The sequence below is a fragment of the Modestobacter excelsi genome, from assembly GCF_005930495.1.
Classification (GTDB): domain Bacteria; phylum Actinomycetota; class Actinomycetes; order Mycobacteriales; family Geodermatophilaceae; genus Modestobacter; species Modestobacter excelsi.
Genome location: NZ_SJEX01000007.1, coordinates 46786 through 69085, shown reverse-complemented (window position 1 = coordinate 69085; position 22300 = coordinate 46786). Strand labels below are relative to the sequence as shown.

Annotated in this window: 21 protein-coding genes; 14 read left to right on the top strand and 7 right to left on the bottom strand. The window is 73.2% G+C overall.

Annotated elements, in window-relative coordinates:
• The first annotated feature begins 10 nt into the window (after positions 1-10).
• Positions 11-859 (top strand): formyltetrahydrofolate deformylase, encoded by an 849-nt coding sequence (purU, locus tag FHL80_RS04500; RefSeq protein WP_138732256.1) that lies wholly within the window; start codon positions 11-13, stop codon positions 857-859.
• Positions 860-930: 71 nt separating this feature from the next.
• On the opposite strand, the gene FHL80_RS04495 is transcribed toward purU (FHL80_RS04500), so the two are convergent.
• Positions 931-2100 (bottom strand): NAD(P)/FAD-dependent oxidoreductase, encoded by a 1170-nt coding sequence (locus tag FHL80_RS04495; RefSeq protein ID WP_138732255.1) that lies wholly within the window; start codon positions 2098-2100, stop codon positions 931-933.
• Positions 2097-2417, bottom strand: a complete 321-nt coding sequence (locus tag FHL80_RS04490; protein WP_138732254.1) for a bifunctional 3-phenylpropionate/cinnamic acid dioxygenase ferredoxin subunit — start codon at positions 2415-2417, stop codon at positions 2097-2099. The genes FHL80_RS04495 and FHL80_RS04490 overlap by 4 nt, the downstream gene beginning before the upstream one ends.
• Before the next feature lie 129 nt (positions 2418-2546).
• Here FHL80_RS04490 and FHL80_RS04485 point away from each other — a divergent pair, with 129 nt between their 5' ends.
• The 7 genes from FHL80_RS04485 to purU (FHL80_RS04455) all read left to right on the top strand — a co-directional run bounded on the left by FHL80_RS04485 (position 2547) and on the right by purU (FHL80_RS04455) (position 11529).
• Entirely contained in the window at positions 2547-3338 is a 792-nt protein-coding gene (locus FHL80_RS04485) for an IclR family transcriptional regulator (RefSeq protein ID WP_138732253.1), read from the top strand.
• A 152-nt stretch (positions 3339-3490) separates the two neighbouring features.
• Entirely contained in the window at positions 3491-4612 is a 1122-nt protein-coding gene (locus FHL80_RS04480) for an aromatic ring-hydroxylating oxygenase subunit alpha (protein ID WP_138732252.1), read from the top strand.
• Positions 4613-4947: 335 nt separating this feature from the next.
• Positions 4948-5823, top strand: coding sequence for an alpha/beta hydrolase domain-containing protein (locus tag FHL80_RS04475; protein ID WP_138732251.1), 876 nt, complete (start codon positions 4948-4950; stop codon positions 5821-5823).
• A gap of 170 nt (positions 5824-5993) precedes the next feature.
• A complete protein-coding gene (locus FHL80_RS04470) occupies positions 5994-7130 on the top strand; it encodes an NAD(P)-dependent alcohol dehydrogenase (RefSeq protein ID WP_138732250.1) in 1137 nt (378 codons plus the stop codon).
• 117 nt (positions 7131-7247) lie between these two features.
• Positions 7248-8756 (top strand): aldehyde dehydrogenase family protein, encoded by a 1509-nt coding sequence (locus FHL80_RS04465; protein ID WP_138732249.1) that lies wholly within the window; start codon positions 7248-7250, stop codon positions 8754-8756.
• A 41-nt stretch (positions 8757-8797) separates the two neighbouring features.
• Complete coding sequence (locus FHL80_RS04460; protein WP_138732248.1) at positions 8798-10468, top strand: CocE/NonD family hydrolase; 1671 nt, start codon at positions 8798-8800, stop codon at positions 10466-10468.
• Positions 10469-10656: 188 nt separating this feature from the next.
• Positions 10657-11529 (top strand): formyltetrahydrofolate deformylase, encoded by an 873-nt coding sequence (gene purU, locus FHL80_RS04455; RefSeq protein WP_138732247.1) that lies wholly within the window; start codon positions 10657-10659, stop codon positions 11527-11529.
• 15 nt (positions 11530-11544) lie between these two features.
• On the opposite strand, the gene FHL80_RS04450 is transcribed toward purU (FHL80_RS04455), so the two are convergent.
• Genes FHL80_RS04450 through FHL80_RS04435 form a run of 4 tightly spaced genes read right to left on the bottom strand, consistent with a single transcriptional unit; the run spans position 11545 to position 15736 of the window.
• Positions 11545-12174 (bottom strand): cyclodeaminase/cyclohydrolase family protein, encoded by a 630-nt coding sequence (locus tag FHL80_RS04450; RefSeq protein WP_138732246.1) that lies wholly within the window; start codon positions 12172-12174, stop codon positions 11545-11547.
• Complete coding sequence (pabB, locus tag FHL80_RS04445; protein ID WP_138732245.1) at positions 12161-13969, bottom strand: aminodeoxychorismate synthase component I; 1809 nt, start codon at positions 13967-13969, stop codon at positions 12161-12163. The genes FHL80_RS04450 and pabB overlap by 14 nt, the downstream gene beginning before the upstream one ends.
• Positions 13969-14829: a bifunctional methylenetetrahydrofolate dehydrogenase/methenyltetrahydrofolate cyclohydrolase FolD gene (gene folD, locus FHL80_RS04440; RefSeq protein WP_138732244.1), complete on the bottom strand. Its 861-nt coding sequence runs from the start codon at positions 14827-14829 to the stop codon at positions 13969-13971. Before folD ends, pabB begins: the two co-directional genes overlap by 1 nt.
• Before the next feature lie 43 nt (positions 14830-14872).
• The gene (locus FHL80_RS04435) at positions 14873-15736 is read right to left on the bottom strand and encodes a methylenetetrahydrofolate reductase (RefSeq protein WP_138732243.1); all 864 of its coding nucleotides are present in this window, start codon (positions 15734-15736) and stop codon (positions 14873-14875) included.
• Positions 15737-16109: 373 nt separating this feature from the next.
• Here FHL80_RS04435 and FHL80_RS04430 point away from each other — a divergent pair, with 373 nt between their 5' ends.
• The 6 genes from FHL80_RS04430 to FHL80_RS04405 all read left to right on the top strand — a co-directional run bounded on the left by FHL80_RS04430 (position 16110) and on the right by FHL80_RS04405 (position 20799).
• The gene (locus tag FHL80_RS04430) at positions 16110-17696 is read left to right on the top strand and encodes a PAS domain-containing sensor histidine kinase (RefSeq protein WP_138732242.1); all 1587 of its coding nucleotides are present in this window, start codon (positions 16110-16112) and stop codon (positions 17694-17696) included.
• Positions 17693-18355, top strand: coding sequence for a response regulator (locus FHL80_RS04425; protein WP_216870416.1), 663 nt, complete (start codon positions 17693-17695; stop codon positions 18353-18355). Before FHL80_RS04430 ends, FHL80_RS04425 begins: the two co-directional genes overlap by 4 nt.
• Positions 18356-18518: 163 nt before the next feature.
• Positions 18519-19256, top strand: coding sequence for an alpha/beta fold hydrolase (locus FHL80_RS04420; protein ID WP_138732241.1), 738 nt, complete (start codon positions 18519-18521; stop codon positions 19254-19256).
• 1 nt (position 19257) lies between these two features.
• Positions 19258-19536: a muconolactone Delta-isomerase family protein gene (locus FHL80_RS04415; protein ID WP_138732240.1), complete on the top strand. Its 279-nt coding sequence runs from the start codon at positions 19258-19260 to the stop codon at positions 19534-19536.
• Positions 19537-19583: 47 nt separating this feature from the next.
• Complete coding sequence (ligA, locus tag FHL80_RS04410; RefSeq protein WP_138732239.1) at positions 19584-19949, top strand: protocatechuate 4,5-dioxygenase subunit alpha; 366 nt, start codon at positions 19584-19586, stop codon at positions 19947-19949.
• On the top strand, positions 19942-20799 hold the full coding sequence (locus FHL80_RS04405; RefSeq protein ID WP_138732238.1) for a class III extradiol dioxygenase subunit beta: 858 nt from the start codon (positions 19942-19944) through the stop codon (positions 20797-20799). Before ligA ends, FHL80_RS04405 begins: the two co-directional genes overlap by 8 nt.
• A 73-nt stretch (positions 20800-20872) precedes the next feature.
• Here FHL80_RS04405 and FHL80_RS04400 read toward each other — a convergent pair whose 3' ends face one another.
• Complete coding sequence (locus FHL80_RS04400; protein ID WP_138732237.1) at positions 20873-22231, bottom strand: aminomethyltransferase family protein; 1359 nt, start codon at positions 22229-22231, stop codon at positions 20873-20875.
• Between the last annotated feature and the right edge of the window lie 69 nt (positions 22232-22300).

Here is a 22300-nt window from a genome sequence, read left to right as displayed (position 1 = left end):
GGAGGCACCCGTGTCCCGACCCTTCACCCTCACGCTCAGCTGCGCCGAGCGCCCGGGCATCGTGCACGCGGTCAGCTCGTTCCTGTTCGAGCACGGCTGCGACATCGTCGAGCACCAGCAGTTCGACGACCCGCTCCGCGGGCAGCTGTTCGCGCGCACCGCCTTCGTGTGCGCCGAGGACACCGACGTCGACCGCCTGTCCGCGGCCTTCCGGGTGGTCGCCGACCGGTTCGGCATGTCCTACCGGGTCGCCGGCGACCGGCCCGAGCGGGTGCTCGTGATGGTCTCCACGCTCGGGCACTGCCTCAACGACCTCATCTTCCGGTGGCGGGCGGGCAACCTCGGCGGGGAGCTGGCCGTCGTGGTGTCCAACCACGGGGACCTGCGGCCGATGGCGGAGGCCGCCGGACTGCCGTTCGTGCACGTGCCCGTGACCCCTGCCGGCAAGAGCGCGGCCGAGGCCCGGTTGCTCGAGCTGGTCGACGAGCACCGCGTCGACCTGGTGGTGCTGGCCCGGTACATGCAGGTGCTCTCGGACGGGACGTGCTCAGCCCTGCACGGGCGGGCGATCAACATCCACCACTCGTTCCTGCCGGGCTTCAAGGGCGCCAAGCCCTACCACCAGGCCTTCGACCGCGGCGTCAAGCTCGTCGGGGCGACCGCCCACTACGTCACCCCCGACCTGGACGAGGGGCCGATCATCGAGCAGGAGGTCATCCGCATCGACCACACGTTCGACCCGCGCGCACTGGCCACCGTCGGTCGGGACGCCGAGGCGCTGGCCCTGTCCCGCGCGGTGCGCTGGCACACCGAGCAGCGGGTGCTGCTCAACGGCCACAGCACCGTCGTCTTCCGCTGACCAGGGCGCTGACCGGGGCGCAGGCCACCGCGATGACCGGTGCGCCGCAGGCTCCCGGACGGCCCGCCCGGTCAGGCCGCCGGCACGGCCGACCGGAGCTGCCGACGCCAGCGCGTGAACAACCGGGGCTGGTTCATCCCGAGCACGGCGACGGGTGCACCGTCGCGCTCGTAGACCACCAGGAAGCTCCGGTCGGCGAAGTCGCCCTCCACCAACCGCGGCACGTCACCCTCTCGCCGGGAGCCGGCGAACTGGATCCGGGCGCCGTACTGGTCGGACCAGAAGTAGGGCACCGGGCACCGGACCGGGGGGGCGCCGCCCAGCAGGGTGGCGGCCGCGGTGGCGGGTTGCTCCAGCGCGTGGGTCCAGTGCTCGACGCGCACGTTCCGCCCGGCGGGCACCGACCAGGCCGCCGCGCAGTCCCCGACGGCGACCACGCCCGGCACGTTCGTGGCGCACCCCTCGTCGGTGAGGACCCCGTTGCCCAGGGCCACGCCGGATCCGGCCAGCCACTCGGTGTTGGGCAGGGCGCCGATGCCCACGACCACCACCTCGGCCGGCAGGCGGGTGCCGTCGGTGAGCTCCACCGCCTCGACGCGGTCGGTGCCGACCAGCCCGGCCACGCCGGTCCCGGTCAGCAGGCGGGTGCCGTGGTCGGCGTGCAGCTCCGCGCACACCGCGCCGAGCTCGCCTCCCAGCGGACCGGCGAGCGGCACGGGTTGCGTCTCGACGACCGTGACGTCGAGACCGAGCTGTCGGGCCGTCGAGGCCACCTCCGCGCCGATGAAGCCGGCACCGATGACCACCAGGCGCCCGGACACGGCGAGATCGGCCCGCAGCGCGACCGCGTCGTCCAGGGTCCGCAGCACGTGGACACCGGGCAGGCCGTCGCTGCCGGGCAGCCGCCGCGCGCGGGCGCCGGTGGCCAGCACGACGCCATCGGCCCGGACCTCACCGCCGTCGGCCAGCCGCACCGACCGGCTCTGCCGCTCCAGGCCGACGGCCCGGCTGCCCAGCCGCCACTCGAGGTCGAGCGCCTCGTCGTCCGGTGAGACGAGCGCGAGGTCGTCGATCGTCGCCGTCCCGGCCAGGAACTCCTTGGACAACGGCGGGCGGTCGTACGGTGCGTGCACCTCGTCGCCGATGACGACGATGCGGCCGGCGTGGCCACGCTCGCGCAGCGCGCGGGCGGCCGACAGGCCGGCCAGGGAGGCCCCCACGACGGCGATGGTGCCCGTCATGCGGCGCCTTCCGCCGCGGCGCTCACCTGCACGTGGATCATCCCGTCGGCCACCACGACCTGGTGCGTGCGCACCGCGACCTTGGCCGGGGGGCCGGAGGGCTTGCCGGTCCGCAGGTCGAAGCAGGAGGCGTGCAGCGGGCACTCGATCGTGCAGCCCTCCAGCCAGCCGTCGGCCAGCGACGCGTCCTGGTGGGTGCACGTGTCGTCGATCGCGAAGAACTCGCCGTCGACGTTGAAGACGGCGATCGGCTCCTCGGCCGGCACGCGGATCGCCTCGCCCGGCGGCAGCGAACTCGTGGGGCAGACCGTGATCATGAGGGGACTCCAGATCGTCGCCGTTGCGTCCAACGCAACTCTTTGCTAGATGCGCAACAGCGTCCCCGTCCCGGCTCCTGCCGTCAAGAGCGTGGCCGGCCGGTTCCGACTGAGCCCTACCCTGGGGGCATGAGCGCGCCGGATGACCCGACGGGGGAGCGGGCCCCTGCTGCCCTGGTGCAGTCGGTCGACCGGGCACTGACCATCCTCGAGATCCTGGCAGCCAAGGGCGAGGCAGGCGTCACTGAGGTGGCTGCGGAACTCGGCGTGCACAAGTCGACGGCCTTCCGCCTCGTCGCCGCCCTCGAGAGCAAGGACCTCGTCGAGCAGCTGGCCGATCGGGGGAAGTACCGGCTGGGCTTCGGGATCGTGCGGTTGGCCGGGGCGGCGACCGCGCAGCTGGACCTCGCGCAGGAGGGGCGCCGGACCTGCGAGGAACTGGCCGCCGACCTGGGCGAGACGGTCAACATCGCCATCCTCGACGGCGAGCGCGCGGTGAACGTCAGCCAGGCGCGCGGCCCCGCGGCGCTCAGCTCGCACAACTGGGTGGGGCGCGCGACGCCCCTGCACGCCACCTCCAGCGGCAAGGTCCTCCTCGCGTTCGCCCCCGACCCGGTGCGCAAGGTCGCCCTGTCGCACGACCTCCAGCGGTTCACGGCCGTCACGATCACCGATCCCGACGTGCTGCAGCGCGAGCTGGACGTGACCGCGGAGCAGGGCTGGGCCTCGACGGTGGAGGAGTACGAGGTCGGGCTCAGCGCCCTCGCCGCCCCCGTCCGCGACGGCGACGGTGACGTGGTGGCCGCGGTGAGCGTCTCCGGGCCCTCGTTCCGGATGCCCGAGGACAGCTTCCCGGAGATCGCGCGGCGCGTCGTCGCCGGTGCGGACGACCTCAGCAGGAGGCTCGGCTTCTTCGGCTAACCGTTGTGTCAGACGCAACCGGGTGGGTAATGTGCAACACGTCGGCCGTCGCGGGCGTGTCCTGAGGACGGCGGCCGGGGTCCAGCCCTACTGCGTTGTCCGACGACCGGCGCGACCCCCCACCGCGCCCGGCGCGACCTCTGAGGTGCCGCATGACGACCACCGACCTGCCCGCCAGCCTCATCCCCACGCTGCCCGGCCAGTACTACACCGATCCGACGATCTTCTCCCTCGAGCAGGCCCGGGTCTTCGAGGACATGTGGTTCTGTGCCGTGCGCGCGCAGGACCTGCCGACCCCGGGGTCGTTCAAGAAGGTCCAGGTCGGCCGGGAGAGCGTCCTCGTCGTCCGCAGCCGGGACGGGCGGTTGCGGTCGTTCCTCAACGTCTGCCGGCACCGCGGCGCCCAGATCTGCACCGAGGACTCCGGGCAGACCAGGCGCGCCTTCCAGTGCCCGTACCACGCCTGGACCTACGACCTCGAGGGCAAGCTCATCGCGGCGCCCAACCTCACCAAGATGCCGGACATCGACCGGGTCGAGTACGGGCTGGTGCCGGTCCACCTGCGTGAGTGGCTGGGGTACGTCTGGGTGTGCCTGGCCTCGGAGCCCCCGTCGTTCGAGGAGGACGTCGTGGGGGCGGTCGTGGAGCGGCTCGGCGACCAGGACGCCATCGAGCGCTACGACATGGACAACCTGTCGGTCGGCCGTCGGATCACCTACGACGTCCAGGCCAACTGGAAGCTGATCATCGAGAACTTCATGGAGTGCTACCACTGCGCGACCATCCACCCCGAGCTCACCGAGGTGCTGCCGGAGTTCGCCGACGGCTACGCGGCGCAGTACTTCGTCGGCCACGGGGCGGAGTTCGGCGGTGAGGTCCAGGGGTTCACCGTCGACGGCAGCGAGGGCTTCGACAGGCTGCCCGGTGTGGCCGAGGACCAGGACCGCCGCTACTACGCCATCACGGTGAAGCCGACGGTCTTCGTCAACCTCATCCCCGACCACGTGGTCTTCCACCGCATGTTCCCGGTCTCGGCGGACCGGACGATCGTGGAGTGCGACTGGCTGTACTCGCACGAGGTCGTCGAGTCCGGGAAGGACGTGTCACGCTCGGTCGAGCTCTTCCACCGGGTGAACCAGCAGGACTTCGCCGCCTGCGAGCGGACCCAGCCGGCCATGTCCTCGCGTGCCTACGCCCACGGCGGTGTGCTCGTCCCGTCCGAACACCACATCGGGGCCTTCCACGACTGGCTGAAGCAGCGCCTGGCGACCTGATCCTGGGCAGCGGGGGATCGAGTGGTGACCCTTCGTCCGGCCATGTCAGCCGACATGGCCCCTCGAGGGGCGCCCACCGTCGGTCCGTTCGTCTGTGCACCTGCTTGCCGCTGCCTGTGAGCCATGGCATGTTGAGCGTGGTTTCGGTGACGGCGCGCAGTCGAGCGCCCACCCCTCGATGCCGAGCGGAGCGCTCGTGCTCTCAGTCCTCCACAGCGCAGCACGGAGCAGTCTGCCGCGAGGGCCGAGCCGGCCGTCCCAGCAGCACGTCCCCGGACCCGACGGCACCGACGGCTGAGCTGCGCGGCAGCTCCGGCCGCGTACCGCCCGCCGCCATGGGAGGAGGCTCCGCGCCACCACGACCTGGACGCCGTGACCTCCGGGTCGACGGGCCGCCACCGCCGTCCCAGACCGGCGGCTACCTCGTCAACTACATGAAGGCCGTCCACCCGCTCGTCGTGGCCGCCCAGGGCGCCCCCACCTACGACGGTTACCTGCTCGGCGTCGCCGGCGGCGCCTTCGCCGGGGCCTACCCGATGAACCAGTGCGAGCCCGCGCCACCGGCAGAGGACCCGCGGCGCGACCTCTACGGCATCGGCGTGCCGGTGATCCAGCTGATGTCGCAGTCGGACCACCTGCGCAGCATCGGCTCCCGGCGCCCCGACAGCGACGTCCCGGGCGACCAGTTCCGCCACTACGAGATGGCCGGCGCCGGGCACGCCACGCCCTTCGAGCTGTACTCCTCGGCGTCGTCGGAGGACATCGTCGCAGCAGGCCGTGACGTGCCGCCGCAGGCGTGCAACGAGGGTCCGCGCAGCCGGTTCCCGAGCTCCATCTTCTTCGACGCGGCGCTGCACGACCTCGACCGCTGGGTCCGCGACGGCGTGGCGCCGCCGCGGTCGAACCCCATCGTCGTGGAGAACGGTGCGCCGGTGCTCGAGCAGTTCGGCAACGTGCAGGGCGGGCTGCGCTCGCCGTTCCTCGACGTGCCGACCAGCACCTGGTTCGGCACCGCGACCGGCGCCTCGTTCTGCTACATCGCCGGCTACGAGGTGCCCTTCGACCCGGCGCGGCTCGGCGAGCTGTACAGCAGCCACCGCGACCACGTCACGAAGGTGACCGACGACGTCGTCCGGCTGCAGGCTGCCGGTCTCCTCACCTGGTACGACGCCGAGCTCATCCGGCAGGCACAGGAGACCGACGTCGTCTGACGTCGGCCCCCGCTGGACGGTCCCGGTGGCCCCGGCCACCGGGACCGCGCCGGGTCGGGTCCTGGTTCCGCTCGCCCGTGTCGTGGGGAGCGGGTGCGTTGGGCATGATCGAGGGACGGTCGCCGGCGCACCGGTGCGGGACCGACCGCGAGGGCAGAGGAGAGGCACCGATGCTGACCGAAGCAGCCGTCGTCCGGGAGAAGGACGGCCCCTTCCTGATCGAGCAGGTCGAGCTCGACGAACCCCGCCCGGACGAGGTCCGGGTCCGGCTGGTCGGCGCCGGCGTGTGCCACACCGACGCGGTCGTGCGCGAGCAGACCTACCCCACGCCGCTGCCCGCCGTGCTCGGGCACGAGGGCTCCGGCATCGTCGAGGCGGTCGGGGACGCGGTGGTCGGGGTGGCGGTCGGTGATCACGTCGTCCTCTCGGTGAACACCTGCGGCCGGTGCCGGCAGTGCCTGGCGGGGGACAGCACCTACTGCGCGGACCTGTACGCGCGCAACTTCGGGGGCACCCGGCCCGACGGGTCCACCGCGCTGCAGGACCGGGACGGCGGGCAGGTCTCCTCCCACTTCTTCGGCCAGTCCTCGTTCTCCCGCCAGGCCAACGTGCAGGCCCGGTCGGTGGTCCCGATCCGCTCGGACGTCCCGCTCGAGCTGATGGGACCCCTCGGCTGCGGGATCCAGACCGGTGCGGGCGCCGTGATGAACTCGCTGCGCCCGCCCGCCGGGTCGAGCATCGCCGTGTTCGGCGCGGGAGCGGTGGGGCTGTCCGCCGTGCTGGCCGCGCGGGCGATCGGCTGCACCCGGATCGTCGCGGTGGACGTCGTCCCGGAACGCCTGGCGCTGGCGGAGGAGCTCGGGGCGACCGACGTCGTCGACGCGCGGGACGGCGGCGCGGCCGAGCGCATCACGGAGCTCACCGGCGGGCAGGGGGTGGACTTCGCCCTCGAGACGACCGGGGTGGCGGCGGTCCTGCGGGCAGCCGCGGACTCCCTGGCCATCCGCGGCACCGTCGGGGTCGTCGGCGCCCAGGCGCCCGGTGAGGAGACGGCGTTCGAGACCGGCCTGTCGATGACCCGGGGCTGGCGACTGCAGATGATCATCGAGGGCGACGCGGTCCCGCAGACGTTCATCCCGCAGCTGATCGAGCTCTGGCGGCAGGGCCGGTTCCCCTTCGACCGGCTCGTCACCTCCTACGACTTCGCCGACATCGAGCAGGCCTTCGCCGATTCCGCCGCCGGCACCACGATCAAGCCCGTGCTGCGCTTCGAGACCGCCGACGCCGACCCGCACCGGGGCTCCTGAACAGGACAGATGTCCCTGGTGCCCCGGGCATGGAGGTCGGACGCTCAGGGCACGAGCAGTGCCGGGCGCGCCCGGTAGGACGTGGCGCGGAAACGGGACCCAACGGAGGGGAACGACATGACGAGCACCCAGACAGCAGGCGACCAGACCGCCCAGACCGTCCGGACCGGGTTGTTCATCGGCGGCGAGGAGCGCTCCACCGCCGATGTCCTGCAGGTCGCGGACCCGGCCAAGCCGGGCGTGGTCGTCGGCGAGGCCGCTGCGGCCTCGGTGGAGGACGTGGCGGACGCGGTGGCCGCGGCGAAGGCCGCGTTCCCCGCGTGGGCGGCGTTGTCGCCGCAGGAGCGGGCCCGCGCCATGGCGGAGGCGATCGCCGGCATCGCGGACGACCGGGACACCGACGCGGCGATCCTGTCGCAGGAGAACGGCAAGATCCGGATGGAGGCGTGGATCGACGCCCTGGTCTTCGAGCTGCGGTGGCAGCTGGCGCTGGGTCTGGCCGACGAGGTCGACAGCGGCAAGGTGCTCCAGCCGGCTCCCGGCATCCCGGTGACGACGCAGGTCGGCCACCAGCCGCTGGGCGTGGTCACCGTCATCGTGCCGTTCAACTGGCCGATCGCGATCCTCGGCGCCGCGCTGCCGCACGCCCTGCTGGCCGGCAACACCGCCATCGTGAAGCCGCCGCCGTCGGCGCCGCTGGCCACGGCCCGCGTCGTGCAGCGGATCGCGGAGAAGCTGCCGCCGGGCGTGCTGAACGTCGTCACCGGTCGGGACGAGGACATGGCCGGCCTGATCCAGAACGCCGACGTCGCCAAGGTCTGCTTCACCGGCAGTGTCAACGGCGGCAAGCGGATGATGGAGATGGCGTCGAAGAACCTCACCCGCGTGACGCTCGAGCTCGGCGGCAACGACGCGGCGATCGTCACCGAGGACGCGGTCATCGACGACACGCACCTCGACCGGCTGTTCGCCGGCATCTTCGACACGACCGGGCAGATCTGCATGGCCGCCAAGCGGGTGTACGTGCACCGGTCCCGCCTGGACGAGCTGGTGACGGGTCTGGAGGCGCGGCTGGAGGCCGTGCGGCTCGGCCACGGCCTGGCCGAGGGCACCACGATGGGCCCGCTGCACCAGGCGGCCCAGAAGGCGTTCGTGCAGGAGATCGTGCAGGAGGCCAAGGACGCCGGTGCCGAGGTCCGCGAGTACGGCCAGCTGCCTGACGGGGAGTTGGCCGGCGGCAACTTCCTGCGCCCGGCCCTCGTGATCGACCCCGACCCGTCGCTGCGGGTCGTCACGCAGGAGCAGTTCGGACCGGTCATCCCGATCCTCCCCTTCGACTCCGAGGACGAGGCCGTCGCTGCTGCCAACGACACGTGGGGCGGCCTGTGCGGCTCGGTGTGGACGGCGGACCCGGACACCGCCCAGCGCATCGGCTCGCAGCTCGCGTGCGGCTACGTCTGGGTCAACGACCACGGCGCCACCCGGCTGGACCTGCGTGCTCCCTTCGGCGGCGTCCGGCAGTCGGGCATGGGCCGCGAGCAGGGCATCGAGGGCGTGCGTGCCTTCCAGGACACCCGGGCCATCGCGACCATCGACCCCGAGGCCCTCGCCGCGATGGCCCACTGACCCCCCGGCCCGCGGACAGAGGACGGAGACCGAGGACTTCCGTGCACGACGAGACCGAGTACCTCTTCCGGGGTCCGCGCAGCACGCCGGCATCGCGCGGTGGCCGCCCGCCCGAGCACCGGTTCGAGAACCGGCCCGGGATGGTGGTCGAGAAGGACATCGCCGTCCCGTTCGGCAGCGAGGGGCACGTCATGTACGTGGACGTCTACCGTCCCGACAGCGACGTGCCGGCGGCACCGCTGGTGAGCTGGTCGCCCTACGGCAAGCACAACCCGGCCCCGATCGGCCAGATCTACCCCAACAGCGGCGTGCGGCCGGAGTGGACCGGGGACCTGACCACCTTCGAGGCGCCGGACCCGGAGTACTGGGTGCTGCACGGCTACGCCATCGTGCTCGTCGACGTGCCCGGCACCTGGTACTCGGAGGGCCGGGCCACCTACCACTCGCCGGAGGAGGCGCGGGCCTTCGCCGACCTGGTGGAGTGGGCCGGCACCCAGCCGTGGAGCGCCGGGAAGGTCGGCCTGTCCGGGGTCTCCTACCTGTCCAGCCTGCAGTGGTCAGTCGCCGCGCTGGACCCGCCGCACCTGGCCGCGATCAACCCGTGGGAGGGGTGGAACGACACCTACCGGGAGGTGGCCCGGCACGGCGGCATCCCGGAGACCTCCTTCTGGCCCTACATCTGGGAGCGCTGGGGGGCCAGCACCACGGAGATCGAGGACCTGGCGGCCGAGACGGCCGCGCACCCCTGGTTCGACGAGTTCTGGGCGAGCAAGGCCGCGGACCTCGAGGCGATCCGGGTGCCGGCCTTCGTCGTCGCCAGCTGGGCCGACCAGGGGCTGCACACCCGCGGCACGCTGGAGGGGTTCCGGCGCATCGGGTCGGAGCAGAAGTGGCTCGACGTCCACGGCCGGAAGAAGTGGGCCTACTACTACGAGCCGGAGAACGTCGAGCGTCAGCGCGCCTTCTTCGACCGGTTCCTGCTCGACCGGGACACCGACGTCGACTCCTGGCCGCGGGTCCGCGCCGAGGTGCGCGAGCGGTACGACGAGGGCACCTGGCGGGAGGCCCGGGAGTGGCCGCTCGAGGACGTCGAGTACCGGCAGCTCCACCTCGATGCCGGCACCGGCTCGCTGAGCTGGGAGCCGGTCGACGAGCGGGGCGCTGCCGGCTACGACGGGCTGGGCAGCGGCCTGGGGCCCCGCCGCGCCACGTTCGCGATCACCTTCGCCGAGCCGGTGCAGCTGGTCGGCCACGTGCGGGCGGTGCTGCACGTGTCCGCCGAGGAGGCCGAGGACGCGGACGTGTTCCTCGCCCTCTTCAAGCTCGACGCCGAGGGCAACCAGGTCGGGTTCCCCTACTACGGGCAGTTCGAGGACGGGCCGGTGGCGGTCGGCTGGCTGCGCGCCTCGCACCGGGAGCTCGACCCGGAGCGTTCCACCGACTTCCTGCCGGTGCTGGCGCACCGGCGGGCGCTGCCGCTCACTCTCGGTGAGCCGACCCGGCTGGACGTCGAGGTCTGGCCGTCGGGCACCCGCTTCGAGGCGGGGGAGCAGCTGCTGCTGGTCGTGCAGGGCAGCGACGTGATGCGCTACCCGGAGCCGCTGACCTACGCCCGGCACACCGACACGGTGAACGTCGGCCGCAGCGTCGTGCACACCGGCGGCCGCTTCGACTCGCACCTGGTGGTCCCGGTGCTGCCGCCGGGCGGCTGACCGCGGGCGCGCCGGGCCGTGGCGCGCCTACGTCGATTGTCGCGGCCCGTCACCACCCGACGCCCGGCAGGAGTGGTCATCTGCCCACTGGGAGGCGGTGGTCCTGGTGCGTAACGTCCACCCGGACGTGTGACCAGCGCCACCCGGCGCGGCGCGCCCCAGAACGACCCGAGTCCCGTGGAGGAGTCATGACGCGGCCCGCCGACGGTCAGCACGGCATCCTGGTGCTGTCCTGCCAGGATGCGCCAGGCATCGTGCACGCGGTGTCCGGACTGCTCGTGCAGGAGCAGTGCACGATCGTGGAGAGCCACCAGTTCGACAGCCTCTCCAGCGGCATGTTCTACATGCGCGTGGAGTTCAAGCACGTCGACGGGGCACCGCTGGACCTCCCCGCGCTGCGCCGCAGCTTCGAGGAGACGGCCCAGCGCTTCGGGATGAGCTGGCGACTGGCCGACGCCTCGGAACGTCAGCGCGTGCTCATCATGGTCAGCCAGTACGCGCACTGCCTCAACGACCTGCTCTTCCGCAACTCGGTGGGCGAGCTGAACCTCGACGTCGTCGCCATCGTGTCCAACCACCCGACGCTGAAGGACACCGCCGACTTCTACGGGGTCCCGTTCCACCACATCCCGGTGACCCGCGAGACCAAGGCGGAGGCCGAGGCGGCGCTGCTGGACATCGTCCGCGAGGAGCGGGTCGAGCTGGTGGTCCTGGCCCGGTACATGCAGATCCTGTCCGACGACCTGTGCCGGCAGCTGGGGGGACGGGCGATCAACATCCACCACTCGATGCTGCCGAGCTTCAAGGGCGCCCGCCCGTACCACCAGGCGCATGCCCGGGGCGTGAAGTTCATCGGGGCGACCGCGCACTACGTCACCGCGGACCTCGACGAGGGCCCGATCATCGAGCAGGAGATGCTGCGCGTCGACCACTCGTCGAGCCCGGAGCAGCTGGCCGCGCGCGGCCGGGAGGCCGAGACCCGCGCCCTCGCGCACGCGGTCCGCTGGCACACCGAGAACCGCGTCATCATCCACGGCAACCGCACCGTCGTCTTCGAGTGAGCTGACGGACCGGGGTCAGCGCCGCAACGTCGCCCGCACCGACGCCTCGACCGCGTCCGCCCGTCGGGCCAGATCGTCCACCACCGCGACGACCGCGCCCAGCTCGCCGCGCGCCGCGTCGTCCTCGATGCCGGGGAGGTTCGTCTCGACGGCGAGCCGTGCGGTGCTGGCCGCAGCGCGCGCGGCGGCGGTGATCGCGGCGACGTCGCTGATGAGGTTCCGGTTCGCGATCGGCAGCAGCCGTTCGGCCAGCGACACCAGCTCGACGGCCGACTCGATGACCCGGCGGGGCGGCTGAGCCGCCTCCTGCTGCGCGGCGCCCAGAGCCCGGCGGCGGGACCCCTGCTCCTCGGCCGTGTCCCGGGGCAGCTTCATCGCCGCGGCCACGGCCGAGAAGGCCGCCTCGTCGGCCGCGGCGGCCTCCAGGCACGCGTCCCGCTGGGCATCGGCGGCCGCGGTGATCTCCCTGATCAGGCCGGCGTGCTGCTCGTCCGTGGTGAACCGGCCGACCATCCCGACCAGCGAGGCGGACAGCGCGGCCTCGAGAGCGGCCGTCGCGCCCGCCCCGGGAGCCGGCAGCCGCGCCGAGAGCTGGGCGAGGAACTCGCCGATCGGCTGTCCGTCGAGCTCCTCACCTGGCGGCACGGGAGACCTCCCGCCCGTGCCGGTCCCCGAGCGACCACCCCGGACGGGGGACCAGCTGCGCTGCCCGCCAGCCCCGCAGCGAGCTGAGCACCGCGAGCCCCTCGGCGACGGCGAGGTCGTCGACGTGCAGGACGCGTTCGGACAGGCGGCCGAGGTCCAGCAGGCGACCGCGCTCGACCCCGGGGAGGCAGCCGGAGGAGGTCGGCGGCGTCCACCACCGGCCGTCGAGGCGGACGGCGAGGTTCGCGATGGTCGTCTCGGTCAGCTCGCCGCGCTGGTTGACCAGGACGACGTCGTCGGCCTCCGGGTGCCGGAGCGCTCGGGCCCGGTAGGGGTCGCGGCGCGTCGTCTTGTGCTGCAGCCAGGGGCTGGCCGCGTCCACCGGCTCGTGGTCCACCACCAGTCCGACCGGGCCGGGGGCCACCGGGGGGAGGTCACCCACCTCGATGCCGACGTCGCCCGTCCGGTCCAGCAGCACCCGCACGCGCGCCGGGTCCGCGCGCCCGGCGACGGCCTGCCGGATCAGCTCCGGCAGGGCCTCGCGGTCGAACCGGAAGCCGAACCAGGCGGCCGAGTCGGCCATCCGGGCGAGATGACGGTCGAGGTTGCGGGGCCCGCTGGTCGGGAGGTGGGCAAGCGTCTCCACGAGCTGGTGGTCGCCGGTGTCGTGACCGAGCACGGCTGCCTTGGCGAGCAGCTCGGCCCGTTCCCGGGCGGGGTCCGATCCCCAGGTGATGCCCCCGCCGGCGCCGTAGACGGCCTCGCCGAGAGCCCGGTCGACCACGACCGTCCGGATCGCGACGCTGAACCGGGCCCGGAAGGGCGCGCCCGGCGGAGCGACGAGCCCGATCGCGCCGCAGTACACGCCGCGGGGCGTCGGCTCCAGCTCGCGGATCAGCTGCATGGTCCGCTGCTTGGGCGCGCCGGTGACCGAGCCGCAGGGGAAGAGCGCGCCGAACAGCTCCGGCAGCCCGACGTCCGGCCGGATCCGTGCGCTGACCTGCGAGGTCATCTGCCAGACGGTCGGGTACCGCTCGACGGCGAGCAGCTCGTCCACGGTGACGCCGCCGACCTCGGCCACCCGGCCGAGGTCGTTGCGCAGCAAATCAACGATCATGATGTTCTCGGCCTGCTCCTTGCCGCTGGCGCGCAGTGCCCGGCGCTGCTCCTCGTCCTCCGCGGTCGTCCGGCCACGGGGAGCGGTGCCCTTCATCGGGCGGGTGCGCACCTGGTCGCCCACCCACTCGAAGAACAGCTCAGGGCTGGCGCTGGCCACCACGTGCCGGCCGAGGTCGATCAGGGCGTTGTAGGCGCCGCGCTGGGCGAGCGCCAGGCGGGAGTAGAGCGCCTCGAGGTCGCCGGTCACGGTCGACCGGAGCCGGTCGGTGAGGTTGCACTGGTAGGTCTCACCGGCGGCGATCTGCTCGCGGACGATCGCGACGGCGCGCGCGTGGTCGGCCGCCGTCCAGTCCGGACGCCAGGGGCCGGCCGGCCCCGTCGCAGGTGCGGACCCGGTCAGCGGGTCCACGCGCGCCGGTTCGCCGCACAGGCCGAACCACACCAGCGGTGGCTGCCCGGGGGTCCAGCCGCCCGGCAGCCGCGGGTCCAGGCCCTGGGCCGCCTCGTAGGAGACGAACCCGTAGGCCCAGCTCCCGGCTGCGGTCTCGTCGTGCACCTGCTGCAGCAGGCCGGCGACCTCCTCCGACCGGGTCGTCGTGAGCACCCGGTGCGGGGTCGGGCAGAGCAGGGCCTCGCCGCGGCTCAGGTCGTCGAACCGCGCCCACGGCCGGGACATCAGGTGCCGAGGCCCTGCTGGACGGTCGCGGCGGTCAGGGTGTTGGCCAGCAGCATGGCGATCGTCATGGGTCCCACGCCACCGGGTACGGGCGTGATCTTCCCGGCGACCTCGGCGACGGCGGCGGTGTCGACGTCGCCGTGCAGGCCGTCCTCGCCGCGGTGGATGCCGACGTCGATGACGGTCGCACCGGGCTTGACCGCGTCGGCACCGACCAGGCCGGGGATCCCGGCGGCGACCACCAGCACGTCGGCGCGCCGGCACACCTCGGCGAGGTCGCGGGTCCGCGAGTGGCAGATGGTCACGGTGGCGTTGCGCTCGAGCAGGAGCTGGGCCATCGGCCTGCCGACCAGCACGGAGCGGCCGACGACGACGGCCTCGGCGCCCGGCAGCGGGACGTCGTGCTCATCGAGCAGCACCATGACCCCGGAGGGGGTGCACGGACGGAGCCCGGGGCGTCCCTGGGCGAGCAGGCCCGCGTTCGCCGTGGTCAACCCGTCGACGTCCTTCTCCGGCGGGATGCGCGCCAGCAGCGCCTCGGAGTCCAGGGAGGCGGGGGTCGGCAGCTGGAGCAGGATGCCGGAGACGGCGGGGTCGGCGGCGAGCTCGTCGATGAGCGCGGCCGCCGACTCCTGGTCGACGTCGCCGGGCAGGTGCCGGTGCAGGTCCCGCATCCCGGCGGCCACGCTCAGCCGGCGCTTGTTCCGGATGTAGACCTCGGAGGCGGGGTCGTCCCCGATGAGCACCGTCGCGAGCCCCGGGGCCGTGCCGCCGGCGGCCACCAGCTCCTCGACGCCCTTCGCCACGTCCTCGCGCACCCGGCGTGCCACCGCCGTCCCGTCGATCACCACGGCGGTCACCGGGCGCTCCGGGCGGCGGTCGTGGGTGCTCCCGGCCCGCGCGTCACGCGAGGGCCCGCAGCGTCTGCTCCCGCCAGGCCTCGGTCGGCCCGAGGTCGTTGAAGGTGAAGACGTGGAAGCCCTCGATGTGGTTGTCGGGCTTGCCGATGTGCGGGGCGAGGCCCTTGATGATCTTGTCGGGGCTGTAACCGCCGGGGATGAAGAAGCGCCACAGCAGGCTCTGCTGCTTCTTGAGGAACTTCGCCGACTCGCCGATGCCGAGCCCGCCGGAGACGCGGATGAGCTTCTGCCGGTGGACCGCCCCGGGGACGCCGACGTGCACCGGCAGGTCGATGCCCCGGTTCTTCAGCTCCCGCGCCCAGTCCAGGATCACCTTCGGGTCGAAGACGATCTGGGTCTTGATGTGCGTCGCCAGGGAGGCCTTGTCCTTGAGCGCCTGGAAGAGCACATCGGGGGAGACGGTCGGGTGGCCCTCGGGGTGGCCGCCGATCCCGATGTCGGCGAACCCGTGGTCGAGCTCGTGCAGTGCGGTCAGCAGCGCCAGCGCGTCCTTGAACTCGGTGGGCGTCTCGGAGGGGTCGCCACCGACGACGAAGACGTCGGAGACGCCGGCCTCGCGGCAGCGGGCCACGACGTCGGCCAGGTGCGCGCGGTCGCGGACCTGCTGGGCGGACAGGTGCGGCGCCACCGAGTACCCGTGGCCCGCGAGGGCCACGGTGAGGTCGATGGTCGCGTCCTGCCCCTTCGCCGGGGACGCGGTGACCGTCAGCCGCACGTCCTTGGGCACGTGCTGGAGGACCTGCTCCTCGGTCTTCTTGAACGGGATGACCTCGAAGCCGAGCTCGGAGAAGACCTGCCTCAACGAGGCCCGGGTGGCGGGGTCCCGGGCGGTCAGCGAGCGCTTCATGGAAGAGCCTTCCTCCTGTGCGGCGAGCCTTCTCTCCGGCGGGGGCGGTGCGCACCGGGCGCCGGCACGCACCACCCGGTGCGCACCGCAGCGGGTGGTCGAGTCGAGCGCACCACCATCGTGACGCGCGCGACGTCGCGCGGGGGACGGGAACATGACGGCTCCCGTCCCACCAGTTCGCCCGCCGGCCGTACGTCAATCGTCGCGGGGCGGGGCGGATCCCGCCTGCTGTGGCGCTCCGCACGCCACCCCGGCGGTTGGTCCGGCAGGTCTGCTGTGCCCACCGCGGGCCCGGCGTGTCAGCATCTGTCCAGCAGTGTCCTGCACCACAGGGACAGGTCGGCCGGGAGGCCGAGGAGGGGAGGAGGGCCGGGTGGACCCCACAGGACCGACCGCCGTCGGCACGCGGGCCGCGTCTCCCGCCCCGGCCGAGGAGGTCGTGGAGCACGCCCCCGACGGCCTCGCCGTCATCGACGGCGAGGCCCGGTTCCTCGACGCGAACCCCGCCGCCGTCCGCCTGTGCGGCCTCCGGCCGGGCGCCGTGGCCGGGGCCCGCTCACCGTTCCCGCCGCCGGGCGACCCGGCGGTCGCCGGTCGACCGGGCGAGCACACCCTCGACTGGGAACCGCGACCGGGGCTCCGGCGCGAGTTCGCCTACGTCGTGACCCAGGTGCCCGGCCGGCCCCGCTGGGTCGTCTCCTTCCGCGACGTGACGATGAGCCGGTTGCGCGAGCGGCGGCTGGCCGCGATCGCCAAGGCCGCGTCCAGCGTCGCGTCGAAGCGCTCGCTGCTGGGCACGCTGGAGGTGCTCGCCCAGGAGGTCGCGCGCACGGACGCGCTCGCCGGCGTCCAGGTGCTGACGGTCAACGGGTCGGGCAACCGGCTGCACGTCATGGGCTCGGCCGGGTTCGGCCGCTCCGGCGAGTTCTTCGACAGGCTCATGCAGTGCCGTGCCCTGGGCGCCCGGTTGCGGATGCTGGACGCGCTCGGGAGCCGGGAGCCCGTCGTCGTCCCGGACCGGTACGACGCAGTGATGCAGGACCCGGCCTGGGCGCCGCTGCACGACTTCATGCGGCACCCCCGGTGGGACTGGTTCGTCAGCGTGCCGCTCCTCGCCCGGGGGGAGCCCGTCGGCATCCTGAACGCCTTCTTCGCGCCCGGCCAGACCGTCGGGGACACCGAGCTGGAGTTCCTGCTGGCCATGGCCGAGCAGGCGGCCATGGCGGTGGACCACGCCGCGCTCCTGGAGCGGGAACGGGACGTCGCCCGGCGGGAGGAGCGCCAGAAGCTCGCCCGTGACCTGCACGACTCGGTGGTGCAGCAGGTGTTCTCGATGATGATGCAGGCCAAGTCGCTGGGCGTGCTCGTCGCCCGCGGCCTGCCGCCGGCCCCGGAGGAGGTGGCGCAGGTGGCGGAGGACCTCAGCGGCAGTGCCGAGGCCGTCCTGGCCGACCTCCGCGGCATGGTGGTGGAGCTGCGGCCGGCGGCCACCTCGGCGCAGGGGCTGGCCTCGGCGCTGCGGTCCCTGGTGGACTCGACGGCGGCCCGGACCGGGGTCGACGTGTCCCTGGACTACGCCGACCCCGACGCCTGCCTCGCCGCGGTCGACGCCGACCTGCTCGAGGACGTCTACCGCGTCGTCGCAGAAGCACTGCACAACAGCATCAAGCACGCCGACGCGACGAGGATCTCCACCCGGCTGGCGGTGACTCCGCACGGCAGCCGCCGGCAGGTGGTCGCCGAGGTCACCGACGACGGGCGCGGGTTCGACCCGCGGACCGGGGCGGAGCCCGGTGGCTCCGGGTCCAGCGGTCTCGGCATGACCGTGATGCGGGAGCGGGCGGCCCGCTGGGGTGGCGCCGTCCGGGTCCGGCAGCCCGACGGTGGAGGGACGAGCGTGCGGCTCACCGTCCCGTTGCCGGTCGGGTCGCCGGCGACCGGCACGGAGGCGGGGCAGTGACAGCCCCCGACCCGGTCCGGGTGCTGGTGGTCGACGACCACGCGGTCGTGCGCCGTGGCGTGATCGCCTACCTCGAGGCGCTCGAGGACGTCGTGGTGGCCGGGGAGGCCGGCGACGGGCAGGAGGCCCTGGACCGGCTGGCCCGGGCGGCCGCCCAGGGGGAACTGCCCGACGTCGTGCTGATGGACCTGCAGATGCCGGGCATGGACGGCGTCACCGCCACCGGGGAGGTCCTGCGCCGGTTCCCGCAGCTGCGGGTGGTGATCCTGACCAGCTTCGGGGAGACCGAGCGGGTGCACGCCGCGCTGGAGAGCGGGGCGTCCGGCTACCTGCTCAAGGACGCCGGACCCGCCGAGGTCGACGCCGCGCTGCGGGCAGCGGTCCGGGACGAGGTCTTCCTCGACGCAGCGGTGACCCGCCGGCTCACCCAGGAGATGCGGGCGCCGCGCACCGGGCTCGGCGTCCTCACCGCGCGGGAGAAGGAGGTGCTGGTCCTGATCGCCGAGGGCAGGTCGAACAAGGACATCGCCGAGCGCCTCGTCATCAGCGAGCGGACGGCGCGGACCCACGTCAGCCACCTGCTCACCAAGACGGGGCTGACGTCGCGGACGCAGGCGGCCCTCCTCGCCGTGAAGGAGGGTCTGGTCCTTCCCCGGTGACGACCGGCGGGGGCCTGACCACGACGGATGACGTAGCAGGTCCGTGCGGCCGCGGTGCCGGCTCCGTGACATCGAGCGGATCCGGCTCGTCGCTGCGAGGCTTATCGTGCTCGGGACCACATCTGCGCGCAGGCGCGCCGCGGGTCGTCAGGACAGGGGGGCCATGACCACGTTCGTCCTCGTGCACGGGGCGTGGCACGGGGGGTGGTGCTGGGACCGGGTGGCCCCGCTGCTGCGCCGCGCCGGGCACGAGGTGCACGCCCCGACGCTGACCGGGCTGTCCGAGCGCGGGCACCTGCTCTCGCCGCTGGTGGGCCTGGACACCCACGTGGAGGACGTCGTCCGGCTGGTCGACCTGCTGGGGCTCGCGGACGTCGTCCTCGTCGGGCACAGCTACGCCGGGCAGGTCGTGACCGCGGTGGCCGACCGCCGCCCGCAGGCGGTCGCCCAGCGGGTCTACCTGGACGCGTTCGTGGGGGAGGACGGCGAGGCGGCGCGGGACCTGCTGCCCGCCACCGTGGAGCACCACTGGGCGGAGTCCGCCGCGGAGCAGGGCTTCGGCTGGCTGGTCCCGGTGCGCAAGCTGTCGGTGCTGGGCGTGACCGAGCAGGCCGACGTGGACTGGCTGCTGCCGAAGCTGACCCCGCACCCGTGGAAGACCTACACCGACCCGCTGCGGCTGGCCGGCGCGGTCGAGGACGTCCCCGCGAGCTTCGTCGAGTGCGTCAGCTGGATGCGCGTCTTCGCCGGCCAGGCAGAGCGCGCCCGGGAGCGGGGGTGGCCGGTGCACGAGCTGGCGACGGGCCACGAGGCGATGGTCACCGCGCCCGAGGAGCTCGCCGGCGTGCTGCTCGAGATCGCCGGCACGGTGCCGGCCCGCACCCCAGTGACGGGAGCCTGACGTGGAGTTCCTGGTCCGGTCCGAGAACCGGTTGCCACCCGAGACGCCCGCCGAGCGGCGGGAGGAGCTGCGGGCCGCCGAGCGTGCCCGCGCGATGGACCTGCGCGCAGCCGGGGTGCTGAAGCGGTTGTGGCGGGTGCCCGGGCGGAACGCGACGGTCGGCCTGTACGAGGCCGACGACCCGGCGGCGCTGCACGACGCGCTGATGTCCCTGCCGATGGCGCCCTGGCTCGACGTCTCCGTGGAGCCCCTCGCCACCCACCCGCAGGAGCGCACGTGACCGCGGGGACGGCCGGCGGCGCACCGGCGCGCGAGGGAGGAACACCGATGAGCGAGACCGCGCCCGACCGCTTCGGGCTGCCGGGCACACCGATCTTCGACGGGGAGACCAGCCGGCGCGGCCTGCGCATGAACAAGCTGTTCATGAGCCTGCGCACGGCCGAGAACCGGGAGCGCTTCCTCGCCGACGAGGCCGCCTACTGCCAGGGCTTCCGGCTCACGCCCGAGCAGCAGCAGGCGGTGCTGGACCGCGACTGGCAGGCGATGATCGACCTGGGCGGCAGCATCTTCTACGTGTACAAGCTCGCCATGATGGACGGCCGGTCGATGCAGTACCTCGGTGGCGTGTTCACCGGCATGGGCGAGGAGGACTTCCTGGCGGCGATGAGGGCGGGAGGCCGGCGGGATGGCTGAGGTGATCTGGGGTCTGGCGACCTCGCACGTCCCCTCGATCGGCGCGGCGATGGACCGCGGCAAGACCGAGGACCCGAACTGGAAGGCGCTGTTCGACGGCTACGCCCCCGCGCGGGCGTGGCTGGCCGAGCACCGGCCGGACGTGGCGATCGTCGTGTACAACGACCACGCCAACGGCATCGACCTGGACTTCGTCCCCACCTTCGGGCTGGGGACCGCGGAGCAGTACGAGGTGGCCGACGAGGGCTTCGGCCGGCGTCCGGTCCCCGACGTCATCGGGCACCCCGAGCTCGCCCTGCACCTGGTGGAGAGCCTGGTCGACGAGGAGTTCGACCTGACCGTCTTCCAGGAGCTGCACGTCGACCACGGGTTCACCGTGCCGCTGTCGGTGTGGACGCCGGACCCCGGAGACGCGTGGCCCTGCCCGGTCATCCCGCTGCTGGTCAACGTCATCCAGTACCCGCAGCCCACCGCCGCCCGCTGCTACGCGCTCGGCCAGGCGCTCGGCCGCGCGATCCGGAGCTTCCCCGGGGACCTCACGGTCGGCGTGCTGGGCACCGGCGGCATGTCCCACCAGCTGGCCGGGGCCCGGGCGGGGTTCATCAACCCCGAGTTCGACGCCCGGTGGATGTCGGCGATCGAGACCGACCCCGCCTCGCTCGCCGCCCTCTCCCGGGAGGAGCTGATCCGGCAGGCCGGCGCCGAGGGGATCGAGCTGATCATGTGGCTGGTCATGCGCGGCGCGCTGGACGACGAGATCGTCAAGGTCCACTCGGACTACTTCGTGCCCGCCTCCAACACCGCGGCCGGCATCGCCCTGTTCGACAACCGGGCCGGCCGGTCCGGCTGACGAAGGACCCCCGTCCTCCCCACCGCTCGCAAGCTCGCGGCGGTGCCCTGGACGGGGGCCGTGCCGTCGGGGGTCAGCGGGCCCGGTAGGTGTCGCGGGCGTCGTACGGGCACGGGGCGACGACGGCGCGGATCTCCACCTGCTCGTGCTCCTCGACCGCCGGCTTCGCCGAGACCGGACGCTCGCCCCACACGACGGTCACCTCGGTGCCCGGCTCGGACAGCGAGGTGTCGATGGTCGCCAGGGAGACCATCTCCCGCTCGCTGGCCAGGTAGCCGCAGTCCAGCGAGATGCCGACGGGCTTCCCGTCCTCGAGGACCTGGTCCTCGTGGTGGGTGGCGTAGCGGGCCTTCGGCATCTCGATGTACTTCGCGCCCGGGCCCGGCCGGTAGGACGAGCCGACCGCGCCGGTGACGTCGTCGGCGTTCCACACGAGGGTGACCTTGGTCCGCGGCGGTGCGGTCTGCGCCATCCGCTCCAGGGCTTCCCGGCCGACGAAGTCGTGGTCGAACTTGACCGTCTTGCCGTAGCCGATGTCGTGGGGGGTGAGGTACCAGTCGGCGACGTCGGCGGAGTCGAGGCTGCCGCCGATGGAGCCGACCTTCGACAGCGGCAGCCACTCGCGGTACTCGGCCAGCAGCGGGTCGTCGCCGAAGATGGCCGGCAGCGGCGCCGGCACCCAGCCGGACCCGAGGTTGGTCGTCGAGTAGCCCTTGGCGCCGACCCGCACGAGGCCGTGGTCCGCGCCGGCCTCGAGGAGTGCGGTCAGCACCGCCTCGCCGTCCGCCCACGGGCCGAACAGCTCGAAGCCCGGCTGGCCGGCCATGCCGTGCCGCAGGCCGCGCACCTGCTTGCCGGCGATGGTGAACGCCGTCATGTTGAAGAACTTCACCTCGGGCGCCGGCGCGCCGGTCGCCTGCTCGACGATCGCGGCGGCGGTCGGGCCCTGCAGCTCGTACCGGTACAGCTTCGGCGGCCCCGACTGCCGCACGATCGAGTTGTCGTCGCGCACCGCGGTGGCCTGGTAGCCGCCGCGCTCGAGGTGGAACGTCACCCAGTCGATCACCATGGGGTGGCCCACCAGGTCGAAGGAGTCCTCCTCGAGGTGGAACAGGATCGCGTCACCGATGAGGTGGCCGTCCGGCGCCACCGCGACGAACTGCTTGGCCTTGCCCGGGCCGAAGGCCGCGAAGCTGTTGACGGCCAGATCGCTGAACAGCCGCAGCGCATCGGGGCCCTCGACGAACAGGTCGGTCATGTGGTGCGACTGGTCGAGCAGGGCGCAGGTCTCCAGCCAGGACCGCGACTCGGTGCGCCAGTTGGTGAACTCCGGCTGCACCGGGAAGGTGCTCGGCGGGAAGGCCAGGTTCCGGAGGAGCTCCACCGCGCTCCCGACGCGGGCGAGGGCTGAGGCCAGGCTCTCGGACGACATGGTGCGGGGTGGTCCTCTCGTCTCGGGGCGAGCAGGGGCCGGGCGGCGGGAGGTCCCACCACCCGGCCC

Excerpts from the sequence above, each read along its gene's own strand:
- FHL80_RS04495 (WP_138732255.1), bottom strand. The coding sequence starts at position 2,100 with ATGACGGGCACCATCGCCGTCGTGGGGGCCTCCCTGGCCGGCCTGTCG.
- FHL80_RS04490 (WP_138732254.1), bottom strand. The coding sequence starts at position 2,417 with ATGATCACGGTCTGCCCCACGAGTTCGCTGCCGCCGGGCGAGGCGATC.
- FHL80_RS04485 (WP_138732253.1), top strand. The coding sequence starts at position 2,547 with ATGAGCGCGCCGGATGACCCGACGGGGGAGCGGGCCCCTGCTGCCCTG.
- FHL80_RS04480 (WP_138732252.1), top strand. The coding sequence starts at position 3,491 with ATGACGACCACCGACCTGCCCGCCAGCCTCATCCCCACGCTGCCCGGC.
- FHL80_RS04475 (WP_138732251.1), top strand. The coding sequence starts at position 4,948 with ATGGGAGGAGGCTCCGCGCCACCACGACCTGGACGCCGTGACCTCCGG.
- FHL80_RS04470 (WP_138732250.1), top strand. The coding sequence starts at position 5,994 with ATGCTGACCGAAGCAGCCGTCGTCCGGGAGAAGGACGGCCCCTTCCTG.
- FHL80_RS04465 (WP_138732249.1), top strand. The coding sequence starts at position 7,248 with ATGACGAGCACCCAGACAGCAGGCGACCAGACCGCCCAGACCGTCCGG.
- purU (WP_138732247.1), top strand. The coding sequence starts at position 10,657 with ATGACGCGGCCCGCCGACGGTCAGCACGGCATCCTGGTGCTGTCCTGC.
- pabB (WP_138732245.1), bottom strand. The coding sequence starts at position 13,969 with ATGTCCCGGCCGTGGGCGCGGTTCGACGACCTGAGCCGCGGCGAGGCC.
- FHL80_RS04435 (WP_138732243.1), bottom strand. The coding sequence starts at position 15,736 with ATGAAGCGCTCGCTGACCGCCCGGGACCCCGCCACCCGGGCCTCGTTG.
- FHL80_RS04420 (WP_138732241.1), top strand. The coding sequence starts at position 18,519 with ATGACCACGTTCGTCCTCGTGCACGGGGCGTGGCACGGGGGGTGGTGC.
- ligA (WP_138732239.1), top strand. The coding sequence starts at position 19,584 with ATGAGCGAGACCGCGCCCGACCGCTTCGGGCTGCCGGGCACACCGATC.
- FHL80_RS04405 (WP_138732238.1), top strand. The coding sequence starts at position 19,942 with ATGGCTGAGGTGATCTGGGGTCTGGCGACCTCGCACGTCCCCTCGATC.
- FHL80_RS04400 (WP_138732237.1), bottom strand. The coding sequence starts at position 22,231 with ATGTCGTCCGAGAGCCTGGCCTCAGCCCTCGCCCGCGTCGGGAGCGCG.